A 16,519-nucleotide genomic window follows, 5' to 3' on the forward strand; every position below is an offset into this window, starting at 1 on the left:
CTCGCCCACGCCCGCGCGCAGCGCGTCGGCTCCGTTCGCGGTCAGGGAGCACACGCCCCGCTCCACCCAGGACGTGTGGACGGAGCCGTCCCCACCCGGGTCCGTGCCGCGGACCAGCCAGGCGCGGGCAGGGGGTGAGGCCTCGTCAGCGGCCGTGTCATCGGTGGAGACCTGTTCGGTGAGCTCGGCCCAGGACAGGCGGTGGCTGCCCAGGGTCCAGCCGTTGGGGCCGAGGATGCCGTCGGCGTCCAGCAGCGCGTTCGCCGCCGCCTGTTCCTCGTCCGTGAGGTGGGCTCACTCCGGTGTCCGGCCCTCCTCGTCCAGGACGCGGTGCCAGCCCTCGGTGCGTGCCGCCGACAGGTGCTGCATCAGCGCCACGGGATCCAGACCGCTCACCTCGGCGAGGTCCTTCAGGCCGACCCAGCGTCCCTCCGGGAGCGACTGGAGGACGTTGCCGGCCAGGTCGTAGCTGTCCTTGGCCCGTTTCCACTCGTGGTAGCGGAGCTTGATGAGGGGTTTGAGGTTGGCGTTCTCATCGAGTTCGGCCAGGGTGTGGCGTCCGGCCCCCGTCAGTTCCCAGGTCCCGTCGCCGTCCTTGCGCATCCATCCGGCCTTGACCGCCTCCGTGGCCATCCAGCTCATGTGGGTGAACGGGGTCGTCTTTCCTGATACGGCTTTGCGCCAGGCCTCCTCCAACCCGGGGTTCGCGCCCAGGACGAGGTTCCAGAGAGTGTTCTTGTGCAGGCCCCCGGGGTGCTGGTCCAGTACCTCGAAGAGGGTGCGGGTGATCCTGGCACTGAGTTCGCTGCGGGATGCCACGAAGGCTGCCTTCCGGGACGCGTGGGTCGGGGGAGAAGTGATGAGCGTACTGGCAGGACCGCCCCGCTGTATGTCCTTTTAGTCCTTTTTAGGGCTTTCGTGTATGGAGTGGCCGGAAGCGGCCAGAGACGGAAAACCTCGAACGTGCAAGGGCTCCGGTTGGTACAACCTGCGTGGCGGAGTGTCAGCGGGCCGCGACCGAGCGGCCCCCTCCCGCCGAGGGGAGTGTGTGCGGGTGCCTCTTACGGATGGCCTGGTGGCCAGGATCGACTTCCAGGACGATGTCACCGAGGAGGAGGCGGACCGGCACACCCGTGACCTGGTTCTCCTGCTCGAGGACTTGGACGTCGACGAGGTCCGCGCCGCGGAAGGGGACACGGTCCCCGGCACCCGGTCGGCCGACCCCGCGACCCTGGCCGGTGCCGTACTGGTCACCGGGATGCTGCTCAAACCCGTGCTCACCGCGCTCGTCTCCCTCGCCGGAACGTGGCTCGAACAGAGCGGTCAGAAGGCGGTGACGGTCGAGGTCGAGGGGGCCAAGGTCACCGTGCAGGGGCCGGTCTCGCCCGGGGACGTGGAGACCTACGTCCGGGCCCTGCGTGCGGGCCCCGGGTCCGCGGCCCCCGGACCGGAGGGTGCCGACGCCTGATGCGCACCGCCATCCTCCTCGGGGTCAACCGCTACGACGACCTGGAGAACCTGCGCTCACCGCACGCCGACGTCGCGGCCCTGCAACGGGTCCTCAAGGACAACGGCCACTACGACCGGGTGGAGACCCTCCTCGACCCCACCAGAAACGGAGTCATGGAGGTACTGGAGGAGGCCCTGTCCACGGGGCGCCCCGACGACCTGCTGCTCGTGTCCTTCTCCGGGCACGGCGTCAAGGACAAGAGGGGCCGTCTGCACCTGGCGGTCAAGGACACGCGCCGAACACGGCTGGAGACCACGGCGCTCTCCGCGGAGGTGCTCAAACGCCTCCTGGAGGACTCCCGGGTGCGGAGCAAGGTGCTCCTGCTCGACTGCTGCCACGGCGGCGCCTTCGCCGACGGGTTCGCCACCCGTTCCGCCGATGACGAACCCCTGGACCTGCAACGCCAGCTCAGCGACGGCGCGGGCACCTACGTCATCGCCGCATCAGGAGCTCTGGAACGGGCCAGGGAGGGCGACAACACCCACGGCGTCCAACCCTCGCCCTTCAGCACCTCGGTGGTGCGAGGGCTCGCCGGTGCGGCCCCCGACGCCAACGGCGACGGATGGATCGACGCGGTGGACCTCTACCAGCACGTCCACCGCGAAGTGGACCACGTGGACGGCCAGCGCGTCACCGTCTCCTCCCTGGGAGTACGCGGGGCGCTGGTGCTGGCCCGCCACACAGGTGCGGCCACGGCGACAGACCTGCCCGGGAGCTCGGGCAGCGGTGCCTCCGCGTCCCACGAGACCGAGGCCCCACAGGAGGGCTCGGTCAGAAGGGGCGCACCCGGTCCGTCCGCTAACCGCGGACAGGGAGAGACCGCGGGCCGCCCCTCCCCGGGCGCCGCCGGTGGATGGCGCTGGGACTCCTACCTGGACTACCTGCGGGACTGCCTGATGCGGCAGAGCGTCCTCCAACAGCTGCCGGACGCCACCGGGCAGGACACGGCGGTCTGCGCCATGGGGTCGGAGGTCCTCCTCAGCCGCGCGGCGGACCGGTGGGCGCTCACCGGGCGGGCCGAGGCCCTGGCCAGGGAGGCCGTCAAGGAGGGACGTCCGCTGCGCTACGGCTATCCGACGGTGCTCTTCGACCCCGCCAGCAGCGACCGCCGCGGCACGAAGCCCAAACTCGCCCCCCTGATCGTCATGGACGTGGAACTGGCCCAGGAACCCGACGGCCCCTTCCTCGTCCCGGTCGGGGAACCGGAGCTCAACCGCGAACTGCTGGTCTCCGTGGCCGACCTCGACGAGGGCGACATCGAGGAACTGGTGGACTGGTTCGAGGCCGACTGGGACGGACACGGGGTCGCCGGTCTGGCGGACAAGGCGCGTGCCGTCTGCTCCCGCCTCGGCCTGCCGCGGGTGGACGACCTCGCGGCCGGGGAACTGCGTGACTCCGTGGACGTGCTGCGCGGTGCGCGCCGAGGGGCGCAGAACGCCGCCCTCCTGTACCGGGCCGACCCCGCCGGCGCGGCGGTCAAACAGCTCGTCGGCGACCTCGACCACCGCGAGGGGCGGAAGGGAATCCGGATCCAGTCCCTGCCCGGCACGGCCCTGGCCGCGCTGTCCGACCCACAGCACGCGGTCCGCTCGTTCGAGACCGCCCTGCCCGTGGTCACCGGCCGCAGCAACACCGCCCAGGAGGAGATTCTGGCATCGGCGATGAGCAGGACCCTGACCGTCGCCACCGGCGCGCCAGGCACCGGCAAGAGCGAACTCATCACCTCCGTGGTCACCACCGCCGTCGCCGCGGGCCAGTCCGTCCTGGTCGCCTCCACCAACAACACCGCCGTGGACGAGGTGGTCACGCGCGTCAACCGGATCGGTCCGGAGGCGGACCTGATGGTGCGTACCGGGAACCGGGCCAGACGTGCCGACGAACCCGAGATCCTCAACGCGCTGCTCGCGGCCGAGTGGGGGCCCGTGGATTCCGCCACCGCGCACGCGCGCCTGAGCGCCCATCAGCGCGGACTGGAGGAGGCCCAGGGTGAGCTGGCGGACGTCGAGGAGACCGAACGGCGCCTGGCGTCGCTGGCCGACGCCCGCGAGCGACAGATCCGGCGTCTGCCCGACGGCGTCACCCCGGCCGATTTCGCGGGGCAGCGGCAGGCGGACGCCTGGGCTCGCAGGACCGGAGCGGCGCTGGAGTCCCGGTGGGCCCGATGGTGGCACCGCTGGTGGGTCCGCAGAGGACTCGGGGTCGCCGGTACGGAGCGTGAGCTCGCTGAGGTGCTGGCCTTCCTGGTGATCGAGCGTGAGTGGAGGGAACTGCTCGAACGGAGGAAAGGTCGACCGTCGCCGGAGGAGACGGCTGAGCGTGTGCGCGCACTGCGCGCGGAGCGTCAGAGGGTGAGCAGGGAGTTCCTGCTGGGCCGGTTCGCGCAGTCCCTGGTCCGGGGGAGGGCCGTGATCGAGGAGCGGCTGCGCAACCTGGCGTCGGGGGACAGCGGCTGGAAGGGCATGAAGGCGCTGGTGCGCGTGGTGCGGGCCTGGGCCACCACCTCCAGGTCGGTGCGCGGGGTCTTCCCGCCGGAACCGGGCCTGTTCGACCTGGTGGTGGTCGACGAGGCCAGCCAGTGCACCGTCGCGGACCTGGTTCCGCTGCTCTACCGGGCACGGCGGGCACTGGTGATCGGCGACCCGCACCAGCTTCAGCCGGTGAGCGCGCTGTCCGCGCAGGACGATCGCAGGCTCCAGGCCGTCCACGGGCTGAGCCGGTCCGAGGGCGAGGAGCGCTCCTTGACCTACACCGGTTCCTCCGCCTACCACGCGGCTGCCTCCGCTCTGGTGGCGGGCGGCGGCGAGGTGCTCTGGCTGGACGAGCACTACCGCTGCCATCCCGATATCGTCGCCTCGGTGAACCGGCGCTTCTACGGTGACCGGTTGGCGGTGCGCACCGACACGGCCGCCCTGGCGGCGCCGGAGGACCCGGCCGTTCGGTGGATCGATGTCCGCGGGGACTGCGAACGTCCCCAGGGACGCTCCTGCCGAAACCGGGTCGAGGCGGATGCGGTGGTCGACCTCCTGCGCGAACTGTGGCGGACACTGCCCGCCGAGGTGAGTATCGGAGTGGTGTCCCCTTTCGCTGCCCAGGTGCGCCAGATCGAGCGGGCACTGGGCCAGGGGGGACTCGAGCGCATCAGGGTGGGCACCGCCCACCGTTTCCAGGGCGGAGAGCGCGACGTGGTCGTCGTCTCTCCCGCGGCCGCGACGGGGGTGCACCGGCACAGCGGCCAGTGGGCGCTGCGACAGCAGAACCTGTGGAATGTCGCGGTCACCCGGGCCCGTGCGCGCCTGTACGTCGTCGGTGACCGGCAGTACTGGGCCGAGCAAGGGGGCCTGCTCTCCGACCTGGCCGCCGAGAACACCCTCGGTCCGGAAAAGGCCCTCGACGAGGCCGGGAACCGGTTGTTCGAGGCCTTGGCCGGTCACGGAGTCCGGGTGAGGGCCCGTCACCGCGTTCAGGGGTACGTCTGCGACCTGTGGTTCTCTGACACGGCCCCGGGTGCTGACACCGACCGGGAGACGGCCGTGATCGTTGACAGCGCCGGTCTTGGTGGCACCGCCTCCCCGGCTCCCGGCCGGACCCTCCAGCGGAGTCTCGACCGGGTCGCACTGTTCGCGGCTGTCTCCGGGCTGCTGACGGTACGAGTCCCCGCCTGGCGCTGCCTGACCGAACCCGAGGCGGTGGCGGTGGAACTGCTCGGCCGACACACGGACGCCGACGAGGAACAGGTGTGCCCGGTGAGAGCGTGAAGACGTGGTGCCGTCCCCTCCACAGGGCTGGAGGGGACGGCGTCCGCGTACCTTCGCGGAACCAGCCGCCTGAGCCCGCTGGCCGTTCGGCCGGAAGCGGTCAGAGACGGCACTCCTCTGACGGGTGGGCACACCGGTCGGTGCGATCCGCGTGGCGCAGTGTCAGAGATCCGTGACCTGGGTTCCTTCCCGCGTAGCAGGGGGCCCAGTGTCAGATCTGGTTCTCGCCGCCGTCGACGTACAGGTTGGCGCCCAGGAGGAAGCTGCTGTCCGCGGAGGCGAGGAAGGCCACGGCGGCGGCGACCTCCTCGGGGCGGCCCATCCGACCGATCGGGAGATCGGCGACCAGGCCCTCCCTGAAGGCCGCGGCGTTCTGCTCGCCGGCGAGTTCGGTGATGCCGGAGGTGTCGATCGGTCCTGGTGAGATCGCGTTGACCCGGATCCCCCGGTCCTTCAGTTCGTTGGCCCAGGTCCGGGCGAAGGACCGGACCGCGGCCTTGGACGCGGCGTACGCGCCGAAGGCCGCTGTGCCGCGATCGACGGTGGTGGAGGCGTTGAGGATCACCGAGGCGCCGTCGTTGAGCAGGGGCAGCGCTTTTTGCACGGTGCGGAGCGTGCCCTTGACGTTGACGTCGAAGATGCGGTCGTACTCCTCTTCGGTGGTCTGTTCCAGCGTCGTGAACGAGGCGGTGGCCGCGTTGGCGAACAGCACGTCCAGGCCCTGGTCGCGCTCGCGCACCATGGCGTACAGCCGGTCCAGGTCGGCCGGGTCGGTGATGTCGCCCGGCACCGCGGTGACCGCGGAGCCGATGACCTCGGCGGCCTCGTCCAGTTCGGCCTCGCGCCGCCCGGTGATGAACACGTGCGCGCCCTCGGCCGCCAGTCGTGCGGCGGTGGCCCGGCCGATACCCCGTGTGCCTCCGCCGGTGACGACGGCGATCTTGTCTTGCAGTCTCTGCATGGTCTGAGCTCCACAGAATTCTGTTCCGATCGGGACAGAATGAGGCTGCAGCACTTCCAGGCCGATCGGTACAGAAGTGGTAGGATGCTGCGTGTGGAGGGCATCAGGAGAGCGCCGGTGGGCCGGCCGAGGGGATTCGACGCCGAAGAGGCCCTGGAACGGGCCATGGCGATGTTCTGGGAGCACGGCTACGCCGGTGTCAGCCTGACCGACCTCACCCGCGCCATGGGCATCACCAAGACGAGCATGTACGCGGCCTTCGGCAACAAGGAGGAGCTGTTCCGCAAGGCCCTGGAACGCTACGCCGAGGGCCCGGCCTCCTACGGCACCCGGGCCCTGGAGGAGCCGACCGCCCGGGATGTGGCCACGGCCTACCTCACCGGCTCGATCGCGGCGTCCACCCGGCCCGACCGCCCGGCCGGGTGCCTGGGCGTCCAGGGTTTCATGGCCGCCAGCCATCTCGGGGAGCCCGCCCGCGACACCCTGAGCGCCTGGCGCGTCGAGAACCTCTCACGCCTGCGCGACCGGTTCCGACAGGCCGTCGACGAAGGTGACCTGCCCCCCGACGCCGATCCGGAAGTACTCGCCCGCTACCTCATGACCATGGCGAACGGCATCGCCGTCCAGGCCACAAGCGGCGCCGACCGCGACGAACTCCAGAGGATGGCCGACGCCGCCCTGAGGAACTGGCCTCCCCTGTGACCCTTGGCCCCCTTCTTCCCGTCGGAGCGGGCCGGCCGGAGGAGAGTGTCGCGCCGAGCGGGTGCGGCTGGGGGAGGTTTCCCGGGTTGTCGGGATCCGGCCTTGACGGGGTGAACGGTTCAGTCGGGCGAAGGTCTGCGGGATGGCAGGGTCCTGGGCATCGGCGGGATGGAGGAGCCGGGCCGGACGGGCCGTCCGGCCGGTCGGGGAGAACGGTCCTCACGCACGCAGTCCAGGACCTCGCGGGCGGCCACGCGCCCCGCCTGCTCGAAACTCCAGCGGTTGGAGTCGTTCCCGCGCCAGACCGCGTCCCGCAGGACGACGCGCACGGTGTGGGGAGGCACGCCCCGCCCGCGTGCCCGCCACCCTTGGCGGAACCCGTTCGCGAACGCCTCGGTGAACTCGGCGGGCAGCGGCTCCCCGGGTTCGCGGCACACGGCGGGCAGGTCGTCGACGAACTCCACACCTTCGTCCGGTACCACGTCCTCCGCGGGTGGCAGCGCGTCCAGCCACACGAGGGCGAAGTGGCCGGGGCAGGCGCTCCTGATGATCTGGCGGACGAACACACCGGTGACCGGACGGGGCAGGACGGACGGACGCTGGTGACCGGTGGCCACAAGCGCCTCCTCGTCAGCCGTCACAGTTCTGGCAGCGCCGTGTGGCGACCCGCTCGGTGTTGCCGTGCGTGGCGCGGGCGGGGGAGCCTCCACCGAGGCGGCGCCACAGCTGCGGGTCGGGTTCGGGGATCCAGCCCCAGAGCGGCGCCTTGATCTCGGAGTCGGACTGGTGCAGGCAGCCCGGGCGGTGGGCCACGCCGCGCGGCGAGATGAGGATGGTGCCTCCGGGAAAGCGCGCGTCACCCAGGGAGGGGGCGCCCTGACCGGAGGCGCTCCGGTTCTCGCGCACGAGCGAGCACGCGCAGCCGCCACCGATGGGGAGTTCACAGAAGTCACAGCGTTCCATGGCCTGATCATGCACGGGCCAGGTGACGAACGGGCTCCGCGGCTTTTGCCTGACCGACACCGCACGGCTGTCGTGCCAGCTCGGGTGGGGTGTGGCCGTTTCCGGCCATGCCCGGCCCGGCCTCCCGTCGGCGGTGGGCGGGCACGATCGTCGCTCACTCGGCCAGGGAGGCGGCGGCTTGTACTGACGCGGTGGCGGTCCCTCCTGATTACTCGAAGCGGAGGAGCCGAAACCGCTCGCGGCGGCGCGGACCAAGGCTTCGAAACAGGACGGAACCGGAAGCCTGAGCAGCGATTTCGCCCCTGGCCGGTCCCCGTGACCAAGGTGGGGGTAGCTCCGGCTCATGACCACGACACAGAGCCAGCAGGACACCGCCGCCGTCACCACACGCGTCGTCGACCACTACGACGGTCGCAAGCGGGCCTGGGTGAAGGAGGCGGTCCGGCTGCTGCACGCCGACGCCACGCGCTCGGCGGACACGCACGTCTTCCAGTTCCCGCTCCCCGTGGAGTGGGGCATCGACCTCTACGTCAAGGACGAGTCCGTCCACCCCTCCGGCAGCCTGAAGCATCGCATGGCACGTGCGCTGTTCCTGCACGCGCTGTGCACCGGGTGGATCGAGCCCGGCACGCACGTGTTCGAGGCCTCCAGCGGCTCCACGGCGGTCTCCGAGGCCTACTTCGCCAAGCTCCTGGGGCTGAAGTTCACGGCCGTGGTGCCCGGGAGTACCAGTCGGGAGAAGGTGGAGCTCATCAGGTCCTACGGGGGAGAGGTCAGGAACCCCGGATCCGACGGCGACATCGAGAAGGAGGCCGCCCGCCTGGCGGCGGAGGCCCCCAAGGGCCACTTCATGGACCAGTTCACCTACGCCGAGCGCGCCTACGACTACCGCGACGACCACAACGTGGCGGCGACGATCTTCCGGCAGATCGCCGAGGAGCGCCACCCCGACCCCAGGTGGATCGTGGTGGGAGCGGGCACCGGGGGCACGAGCGCGACCATCGGCCGCCACATCCGCTTCAGCCGCCGCGACACCCGGGTGTGCGTGGTCGACCCGCAGAACTCGGCGTTCTTCCCCAACTGGACGGTCAACGAGGGCCGTCCCAGGAGCCAGTGGCCCAAGGACCCCTCGGCCTGGATCAAGGGAAGGCCCTCCCACATCGAGGGGATCGGGCGTCCCGCGGTGGAGCCCTCGTTCCTGCCCGCCGTCGTCGACCGGATGATCTCGGTGCCCGACGCCGCCTCGATCGCGGCCATGCGCCTGCTCCTGTCGCGCCTGCGCCACCGTGCGGGCCCCTCGACCGGGACCAACCTGTGGGGCGCGCTGCGGATCGTCGCCGAGATGCTCTCCGACGGGGAGAGCGGCAGTGTCGTCATGCTCATGTGCGACCAGGGCGAGCGGTACATGCACAACTACTACGACGACACCTGGGTCGAGAAGGAGCTCAGGCTCGACCTGAAGCCGTACACCAAGGCGCTGGAGGACTTCCTCTCGACCGGACGCTGGCAGGAGCCCGCGGCCCCCGGCGTCCCCGCGGCGAGGAAGGCCTGAGCGCGGCCGCGGTGTCCGGGGGCGGCGCGGGCCGAGAACAGGGTCCCCGGACAAGGCCTCCCCGGAAGCCGGTCCCCGCCTCCGAGGAGGACGGGAACGACAGGGCCCCGGGGGCGGTGAGGGGTCGCCACCGCCCTGCCGCCGAAGACCGGCCGCCCCCCGCGCCGACCGAAGAGCGCTGCCCACCGCCGTCCTCCGGGAGGCTCGGCCGGACCCGGGTCCGCCGGCCCGGGGCGGAGCGACCCGGCGCCGCAGTGACCACCACGCGCGGAGGACCCGTCGGCGGCCCGACCACCGCGCGGTCGGGCCCCGGCCCCGGACTCCCGCGGGCGCGCACGGCGAAGGGCGCGTGAAGGGACGGCGCCCTGGTGCCCCGGTGCCCCGGCGGGCCGGCGCGGTGGCGGCGGAGGGGAGCGGCCCGCGCGGCCGACGGTGGTCTCACTCGACGCGGACGTCGGGCACGTAGTGGATCCACCGTCCCCCGGCGCGTCGGAACCCCTCCTCCTTCGCCATGATCTCCTCTTTGTGGTTCCACGCGAACAGCACGGCGTAGTCGGGGTAGGGGCGGCTGAAGTCCGCGCTCGGACGCACGGGGATCCTCGTCCCCGGTGTGACGCGCCCCTGCTTGTCGGGTGTGGTGTCGCTGATGTAGGAGACCAGTTCCGGGCCGATGCCGCAGTAGTTGAGCACGGTGGCGCTCTTGGCCGTGGCACCGTACCCGGCGATGCTCGCCCCCTGCCCGCGCAGTTCGCGAAGGAGCCCGACCAGGTCGTCCCGGGTGGCCCGCACCCGTGCGGCGAAGCGTGCGAGGGTCGCCGGAGCGACCAGCTCCGTCTGCTCCTCCTCACTGATGAGCTCGGCCACGGCGGGGCTGGGCTCGCGTGCTCCCGCCAGCGCGAGGGTGTAGCGGACCTCGCCGCCGTGCACGGTCAGCCGTTCCACGTCGACGAGTTCCAGACCGTACTTGCGGGCCATTTCGCGGACCGAGCGCGCGGTGAAGAAGTAGAAGTGCTCGTCGTAGACCTGGTCGAACGACCCGAGCCTCACGATGTCCGCGAAGTAGGGGTCCTCGAAGACGAACCTCCCGTGCGGCGACAGGAGCGCTGAGACCCCGCGCAGGATCGATCCGATATAGGGGATGTGGCACAGGGTGTTGGCGGCGTACACCACGTCGGCCGCACCGTGCTCGTGGAGGATCCGGCGCGCGGTGGACTCCTCGAAGAAGGCGTTCCATACCTGCGCGCCCGCTCTCTCGGCCAGCGCGGCGACACCGGCGGAGGGCTCCACGCCGAGATGGCGGATCCCCTTCGCGGCGAGGCTGCTGAGCATGACGCCGTCGTTGCAGCCGAGTTCGACGACGAACAGGTCCGGGTCGCTGCTCGCCAGTCCGTCGGCGAACTCGGTGAAATGCCGCCGCATCTTGGACGATCCCGACGACAGGTAAGGATAATCCGCGTGGAACATGAGGTCCCGCGGAACCTCGTTCACCAATTGCACCATGGTGCATTTATCGCACGCGGCGACCGCCAGTCGATAGGTGTACTCCGGTCCATCGTCGTGCGGAAGCCGGAAGCGGTCGGACAGCGGCTGGGATCCGAGGTCGAGGAACTCGTGCAGGGAGGAGGAGCAGATACGGCAGGTAGGCGTCGGGCTCATGGGGAAGGGCTCCTAAGCGTTGTGGTTTCGGTGGCGATGGCGCTGTCTGCGGCATCGGGGCCGGGTCGCCGCAGCGCGGACTCCTTCGGGCCACCGTCGCCGTGGGCTGTTGGGGCGGTTCTCCGAAGCCGTGCCGTTCATGGCCGTCGAAGGTCGGAACGCGATGAGGCGGGCGGGGCGGTGCTGTTCGCGGGAGCGCGGATCAGCCCAGCGGCACGGGGGTCGCGCCGTCCGGTGGCCGCCGTCGTCCGAGGGGGCCGGAATCCGGCTGGGGATCCTCGGCGGCCACGTGTCTCAGCGTGCGCTCCAATCCGTCCTCCAGCGAGGTCACAGCCCGCCAGCCGCTCTTCGAGCTGAAAGCCGAGGGGTCTACGGGAAAGCTGTGGAAGTCGTGCGGGTCCGAGTGCTCCGGCGGTTCCACGGAGACGACCGGACTCCGCCGCCCGCCTTCCCGGAAGGCCAGGTCGCTGATCGTCGTGAAGAGGTCCGAGAGCGAGGTGCTCGTACCCGTGCCGACGAGCCAGTGGCGTCCCGCGAGTTCGTCGGCGTGCGTTATCGCGGACGCCAGGGCGCGCGCGGCGTCGTCGATGTACAGGAGATCGCGTACGACGCTCCCGTCGCTCCACAACGTGAGCGGCAGACCGCGCAGTCCCCGACGCACCATCGTCGTGACGATTCCCCGATCGGGCGCCGACGCGACGGGGGCGGGGCCGAAGACCGTGGGCATGCGGAGCGCGACTCCCCGCAGCAGCCCCCGTTCGCCGTGTTCGAGCAGCAGCCGCTCGGCGGCCATCTTCTGCCTGCCGTAGGCGCCCGTCGGCCGGTCGGGCTCGGCGCCGGTCAGAGGGCCGCCCGTGTGGAGGCCGACCTGGCTCACCGACCCGGCGAGCACGCAGACCGGTGGCGGCGTCGACGAGGAGCGCTCCAAGGCGGCGAGGAGGTTGCGCACGGCGCCGACGTTGACCCTGTCCCCGTCCGGGTCGTCCGGACTGCAGCGCCAACTCCCCGTCTCGGACTGGTGCCGTACGAGGTGGACGACCGCGGTGGCCCCGGAGAGCGTCTCGGCCAACGCGGAGCTGTCGGTGATGTCCGCGCGGCGCACCTCGATGTCGGCGACGGGGCGGGGCGGCAGCGGGGTGGCTCGGCGCGCGACCAGCCGCAGGCGAAGCGGAGATCGGGCGAGCAGGTGCACCAGGCTGGTTCCGATGAACCCGGACGCGCCGAGGATCACGATGATCGGCCGGTGGTCTTGCAACAGGCGCTCCTTTTCACGGAGTGCGCACGCGGATTCATGCGGTATCCGGCCGGTCGCCCGGCATGGTCCGAACCACGATCACCCGCTGCGGTGCCCCTCAGATTTTTCCGACGCCTTCTAGTGCGGCTCTGGGGTCCCACAGGACCGATAGTCAGTTCTGATTCGCATCGATGACCGCCGTGTTCCCCGGTGTTCCGATGTCAAAAGTTCCGGAGTTGCCGCTCATGACGGATTCGGCCACCTCGTCGAGCACCGATACGATCCAGCTGTCCAGGTCCTTCTCGGCGAACTCGGCCGCCTTCGCCCACCGCGCCTTGCGTTGCGCCTCGACCCGGAGGTCGATTTTATGGTCGACCCGGACGTTGTCGGCCTGGGGTCCGCCGGCCGCCAGGGCCGCCTTGATCCTTCTCCGGAGTTCGTTTCGCGACCAATTGAACTTCTGGCACCGGTCAAGCCACTTCTCCTGCATCTCCTCGGTCAGGGAGGCGACCTCGCTGTGGTGCTGGAAGCTGAGTTCCTTGCGGCGCCTTTCCACTGGAAACTTCCGGGCGATCCAGGAATAGTTCCTCAGGGTCTGGTAGCTCAGTGATGTCTCGTTTATGGCGATCCGGTACCGGCTGGGGAAGTGGTCCTGTCCGTAGACGAGCCAGTCTCCCAGCCACCATCCGGACGAGTCCCAGATGACGAATATCTGTTCACCGAGGCTTTTCCAGTCCTCCAGGGGAATGTCCGTGGGGAGGTGTAGGTGGGTGCGTTGGGCGTTGCTGATCATGCCGGAAACGATGGAAGCGGGGGGAGGTTCTGTGGGGATGCCAGGCTGCAAAGCGGCTCTCTCTAGCGGTGAGTGTCTCAGATGCATTCTGTTATTTCCCATGCTTATGGCTGTGGGCCTTGCCTCGTCCGTAGTTTCGGGTGTCAGCGGGCGCAGCGCCGCCCCGCTGCTCGGCTGCCGTTGCCTCGTCAAGCGATATCCAACGTGGTGGGAGGTTCCCATGTCAAGACCTAATGATTGAACTTGCAATACACCGACTAATCGAAGGCGTATCGTCGGTCGAGAAAACAGACACGAGGGATCACCCGTCCCGGAGCGGATGAACGGGCCGATAGGGGCTTTTGTTCCGTGGCGGTGTGTCATCGCCCGGAGGCGGAGCGGAATTGCCGCTGGGTATGTGAACGTGCGGTTGGAGGAGGAGTGCGGACAATGGGAAGGTCCCGCCCCCGCGCGAAGCGGGGAGTTGGAACAGTGACGGTGGGCCCTGAAACGCGTCACCTTGGGCCCGGGCCGGATCGGAGCGGGAACCCGAGCGGCCCTCGTCCTCGACAACGCGTGGAAACAGAGTTCGCCGGGAGAATCTCGCCGTGTCCCCTCGCGGCAGGCCAGACGGGTTCCGGCCGCGATCGGGGTTCGGTCGGGCGGGGCCGGGCCGCCGGTGCCGAGCCCGGACGGGACGGGTGCCGTCCATCGCGGGTGGGGCCGTGCCGAGCGCGGGAACGGGTCCCGGCTGTTCGCCTTCTTGGGGGAGCCCCGGCGTCGAGGCGCGCGAACGCGTGATGGAAGGGTGAGGACGACGGTTTTCGCCGCGGTGTTCTCGCCACGGCCGGCTGGGCAGCTGAAGGCCCGTCCCCAAAGCCGTTGGCACGTCCAACCAGGTGCTCGCGGCAGAGGGAGGCGCGGGTGATGCCGGGCATGGTCGGAAGGTCCGAGGCCCTGCGTTCCCGACGCGCGTTCGGCCTGGGCGGGAGCGCCTGGCCGCCGTCGACGGAGGGGGAGGGGACCGTGCAGGTCAGCAGTAGCCCGTGGTGGTCGCACCACAGGTGGAGCTTGCTGTCGGGTTTGTCGTGATCAGTGGTTTTTGCACCGTCTTATCCTCTCCCTCGGCGTGAAGGGCCGGGAGCCGACGGTGGTGCGGGACCAGTCCGGGAGGCCTCCTCAAGCCCATCGGAACATGTCAATCACAGAGCGTGACCATGTCGGGGTCAGGGGCGCCGCCCGGGGCTTTCGAGGTGAACTCTGCGTAGTTCCAGCAGGCAGGAGTGTGCGCACGGGCATGATGCGCGTCGACCGAGGAGTGGATGGGTTTCCTGACGGGGCAGTAGAGCGCGGCTGAGGTTTTCACAGCCCTGGGCCGGTGCGGGTGAGCCGGTCGTCCTCGGCGGCGGGCCTCTTCGCCATGGGCGGCGGTTCAGGGCGGGCCTTGGCGGGGTGGTGCCGTGTTCGCGCCCGGGGTCGCGGGAGAGGTCCGCGGCGGCCAGCCGTCCTGCGTCCGAGGGCACGCGGATGTCGCCGCCGTGGTGTCGTTGCCTTCTCGACCGCCAGAGGCCGGCGCCGTCCGGGCCGCGGAGCGGGTTCCCAAGCCGGGCGTCCCGCCGGGGAAGGGCGGCCGTGGTCCCGCCGCCCTCGCGCACTGGTCGAATCGGCGGGTGCGGCGGCGCGAACCGCCGGTCGCGTTCGCGCCTCGAATGCGGTCCGGTTCGGCGTGCTACGCGTGCACGGGCCGCGCATTTCCCGCCGCAATGGCTTGTGACATGCGGTTCCGGCGGTTCTCCCCGTTCGGTCCACGCGGCTGGTCTGACGGAGCCGCACAGGAGAAACCGACTGCCCCGGTGCACCCCGTTCGGTGCCCCGGGGCCCGTGATTCCGTATGCGATGGCGTTCGGTCGGGTTATCTACGGCAAATCAGGCATGATTTCCCGGCCCCGGCTTGGAGAGAAGGGGGGTGAATGGATATGTTGCTCTCATGTCGACTGAAATGAACCTGGACTTCGATTTCATCGCGGCCACCATCGAAGAAGTCTCCGGAATTCCCCGTTCGGAAATAAAGCCCGACCACCTCCTTGTGGAGGACCTTGAGATCGACTCGCTGACCATGGTGGAGATCGCTTTCAGCCTGCAACGGGCGACGGGGGTCGAGGTTCCCGAGGAGAAGATCGCCGATGTTCGGACGCCGAATGATCTGCTTGCGCTCCTCTGAGCTTCTTCGGTTTTCTCCGCGTTCTGCAGGTCTGTCACTGTGTGCATTGCACGTTGATCGAGGTGTGAGCAGTGCCCTATTCAGAGGTGACCCCCCAGGAATTCCTCAGCCTCGGGTTCTTCTCGGAGCAGCTCAATGACGAGGCGTGGTGCGTGCGCTGGGACCGCGCCGGGCCGAGCACGCGTGCGGAGCTCGCGGACAGCCTTCTGTCGGAGGTGGACTTCCACACGTCGGGGAGTACGGGCGAGAGCAGGACGTGGCTGCGTTCGCGGACGCAGCTGCTGGAGGAGGCGGCCCTGCTCGGAGAGCTGGTGCGGCCCTCCCGGCCCGAGGCGGTGCTGACCTTCGCACCTCCACGGCACGTGTACGGGGCGCTCGCCAGCGTGCTCATGCCGGCTCGACTGGGCCTGCCCGCCTGGTACCGGCCCAAGTACTTCGGTTCGATGCCCGGACACCAGGCGCGCCGGTGGGCGGTCGTGGCGGTGCCGTGGACGTTCTCCATACTGGAGCGCCAGACGGAGTGGGTCGGGTCGACCGAGCACATCGCGGCTCTGCACAGTACGGCGATGCTCCCCCCGACCGCGGACCGGTTCGCCCAGGCGCTCGGACCCGGGCGGATGGGCATCACCGAGGTCTTCGGATCGACGGAGACCGGAGGCGTCGCCTGGCGTCGGCACGACGACGAAGAGGGCATGTGGCGGCTGTTCGACGACGTCACCCTCGCGGTCGACGGCCCTGCGGGCGACACCCAGACCCCCCTCGTCGTCCGCAGCCCCCGCCTGGCGAAGAGCCCGGACGGAACACCCCTGGACAGCTGGTGCACCGACGACTACGTCGTTCCGGTCGGCGACCGCCGGTTCCGGTTCACGGGGCGGCGCGGCCGCCTGGTGAAGGTCAACGGGCGCCGGGTCAACCTCGACACGTTGGAACGCCGCGTCGAACCGGTGGTGAAGTGCCGGGACCTGATGTGCCAACCAGTCCGGCACGCCATCAGCGGTGAGCACATCGATCTGCTGATCGTGCCGTTCTCCCCGGGCGAGCCCAGTGAGGAACAGGTGCGCGCCGCCCTCGCCGCGGACCTTCCGGAGTTCCGCCCGCACCGCGTCAGATTCGTCGAGAGCATCGAACGCTCCGAGACAGGAAAAGTCCGGCTCGTGCAACCGGGTTCCGGACACTACGGTGAAGGATAGCCA

General features: G+C 70.1%; 13 protein-coding genes. 6 read left to right on the forward strand and 7 right to left on the reverse strand.

The annotated features are described in order from the left end of the window. Nucleotides 1–294 precede the first annotated feature (294 nt). Complete coding sequence (locus HGB44_RS27280) at nt 295–819, reverse strand: hypothetical protein (protein WP_061082578.1); 525 nt, start codon at nt 817–819, stop codon at nt 295–297. Between the two features lie 235 nt (nt 820–1,054). On the opposite strand from HGB44_RS27280, the gene HGB44_RS27285 reads away from it, so the two are divergent. After that, nucleotides 1,055–1,468 (forward strand): hypothetical protein, encoded by a 414-nt coding sequence (locus HGB44_RS27285; RefSeq protein WP_168444168.1) that lies wholly within the window; start codon nt 1,055–1,057, stop codon nt 1,466–1,468. Further along, on the forward strand, nt 1,468–5,265 hold the full coding sequence (locus HGB44_RS27290; protein ID WP_231972584.1) for a caspase, EACC1-associated type: 3,798 nt from the start codon (nt 1,468–1,470) through the stop codon (nt 5,263–5,265). The genes HGB44_RS27285 and HGB44_RS27290 overlap by 1 nt, the downstream gene beginning before the upstream one ends. A gap of 211 nt (nt 5,266–5,476) precedes the next feature. On the opposite strand, the gene HGB44_RS27295 is transcribed toward HGB44_RS27290, so the two are convergent. After that, nucleotides 5,477–6,226, reverse strand: coding sequence for an SDR family NAD(P)-dependent oxidoreductase (locus tag HGB44_RS27295; protein ID WP_061082576.1), 750 nt, complete (start codon nt 6,224–6,226; stop codon nt 5,477–5,479). Nucleotides 6,227–6,343: 117 nt separating this feature from the next. Between HGB44_RS27295 and HGB44_RS27300 the strand changes: the two genes are divergently transcribed. Next, complete coding sequence (locus HGB44_RS27300) at nt 6,344–6,928, forward strand: TetR/AcrR family transcriptional regulator (RefSeq protein ID WP_231972583.1); 585 nt, start codon at nt 6,344–6,346, stop codon at nt 6,926–6,928. 119 nt (nt 6,929–7,047) lie between these two features. Here HGB44_RS27300 and HGB44_RS27305 read toward each other — a convergent pair whose 3' ends face one another. Beyond that, complete coding sequence (locus tag HGB44_RS27305; protein WP_061082575.1) at nt 7,048–7,545, reverse strand: hypothetical protein; 498 nt, start codon at nt 7,543–7,545, stop codon at nt 7,048–7,050. Nucleotides 7,546–7,558: 13 nt separating this feature from the next. After that, nucleotides 7,559–7,891, reverse strand: a complete 333-nt coding sequence (locus HGB44_RS27310; RefSeq protein ID WP_061082574.1) for a hypothetical protein — start codon at nt 7,889–7,891, stop codon at nt 7,559–7,561. Between the two features lie 343 nt (nt 7,892–8,234). On the opposite strand from HGB44_RS27310, the gene HGB44_RS27315 reads away from it, so the two are divergent. Further along, a complete protein-coding gene (locus tag HGB44_RS27315) occupies nt 8,235–9,443 on the forward strand; it encodes a PLP-dependent cysteine synthase family protein (RefSeq protein WP_061082573.1) in 1,209 nt (402 codons plus the stop codon). 438 nt (nt 9,444–9,881) lie between these two features. Here HGB44_RS27315 and HGB44_RS27320 read toward each other — a convergent pair whose 3' ends face one another. From HGB44_RS27320 to HGB44_RS27330, 3 genes are all read right to left on the reverse strand, one after another. Then, entirely contained in the window at nt 9,882–11,099 is a 1,218-nt protein-coding gene (locus HGB44_RS27320; RefSeq protein WP_061082572.1) for a class I SAM-dependent methyltransferase, read from the reverse strand. A gap of 202 nt (nt 11,100–11,301) precedes the next feature. After that, entirely contained in the window at nt 11,302–12,354 is a 1,053-nt protein-coding gene (locus HGB44_RS27325) for an NAD-dependent epimerase/dehydratase family protein (RefSeq protein WP_061082571.1), read from the reverse strand. A 151-nt stretch (nt 12,355–12,505) separates the two neighbouring features. Beyond that, on the reverse strand, nt 12,506–13,126 hold the full coding sequence (locus HGB44_RS27330; protein WP_168444169.1) for an LmbU family transcriptional regulator: 621 nt from the start codon (nt 13,124–13,126) through the stop codon (nt 12,506–12,508). A gap of 1,966 nt (nt 13,127–15,092) precedes the next feature. Here HGB44_RS27330 and HGB44_RS27335 point away from each other — a divergent pair. Together HGB44_RS27335 and HGB44_RS27340 are read left to right on the forward strand one after the other, a co-directional pair. Beyond that, on the forward strand, nt 15,093–15,326 hold the full coding sequence (locus HGB44_RS27335) for a phosphopantetheine-binding protein (RefSeq protein ID WP_061083200.1): 234 nt from the start codon (nt 15,093–15,095) through the stop codon (nt 15,324–15,326). Nucleotides 15,327–15,397: 71 nt separating this feature from the next. After that, a complete protein-coding gene (locus tag HGB44_RS27340; RefSeq protein WP_061083199.1) occupies nt 15,398–16,516 on the forward strand; it encodes a class I adenylate-forming enzyme family protein in 1,119 nt (372 codons plus the stop codon). The last annotated feature ends 3 nt before the right edge of the window (nt 16,517–16,519 follow it).

It is taken from the genome of Nocardiopsis alborubida (assembly GCF_012396365.1).
GTDB lineage: Bacteria > Actinomycetota > Actinomycetes > Streptosporangiales > Streptosporangiaceae > Nocardiopsis > Nocardiopsis alborubida.

Coding starts and splice junctions, on each gene's coding strand:
- HGB44_RS27335 (WP_061083200.1), top strand. CDS start 15,093: ATGTCGACTGAAATGAACCTGGACTTCGATTTCATCGCGGCCACCATC.
- HGB44_RS27295 (WP_061082576.1), bottom strand. CDS start 6,226: ATGCAGAGACTGCAAGACAAGATCGCCGTCGTCACCGGCGGAGGCACA.
- HGB44_RS27290 (WP_231972584.1), top strand. CDS start 1,468: ATGCGCACCGCCATCCTCCTCGGGGTCAACCGCTACGACGACCTGGAG.
- HGB44_RS27310 (WP_061082574.1), bottom strand. CDS start 7,891: ATGGAACGCTGTGACTTCTGTGAACTCCCCATCGGTGGCGGCTGCGCG.
- HGB44_RS27330 (WP_168444169.1), bottom strand. CDS start 13,126: ATGATCAGCAACGCCCAACGCACCCACCTACACCTCCCCACGGACATT.
- HGB44_RS27315 (WP_061082573.1), top strand. CDS start 8,235: ATGACCACGACACAGAGCCAGCAGGACACCGCCGCCGTCACCACACGC.
- HGB44_RS27320 (WP_061082572.1), bottom strand. CDS start 11,099: ATGAGCCCGACGCCTACCTGCCGTATCTGCTCCTCCTCCCTGCACGAG.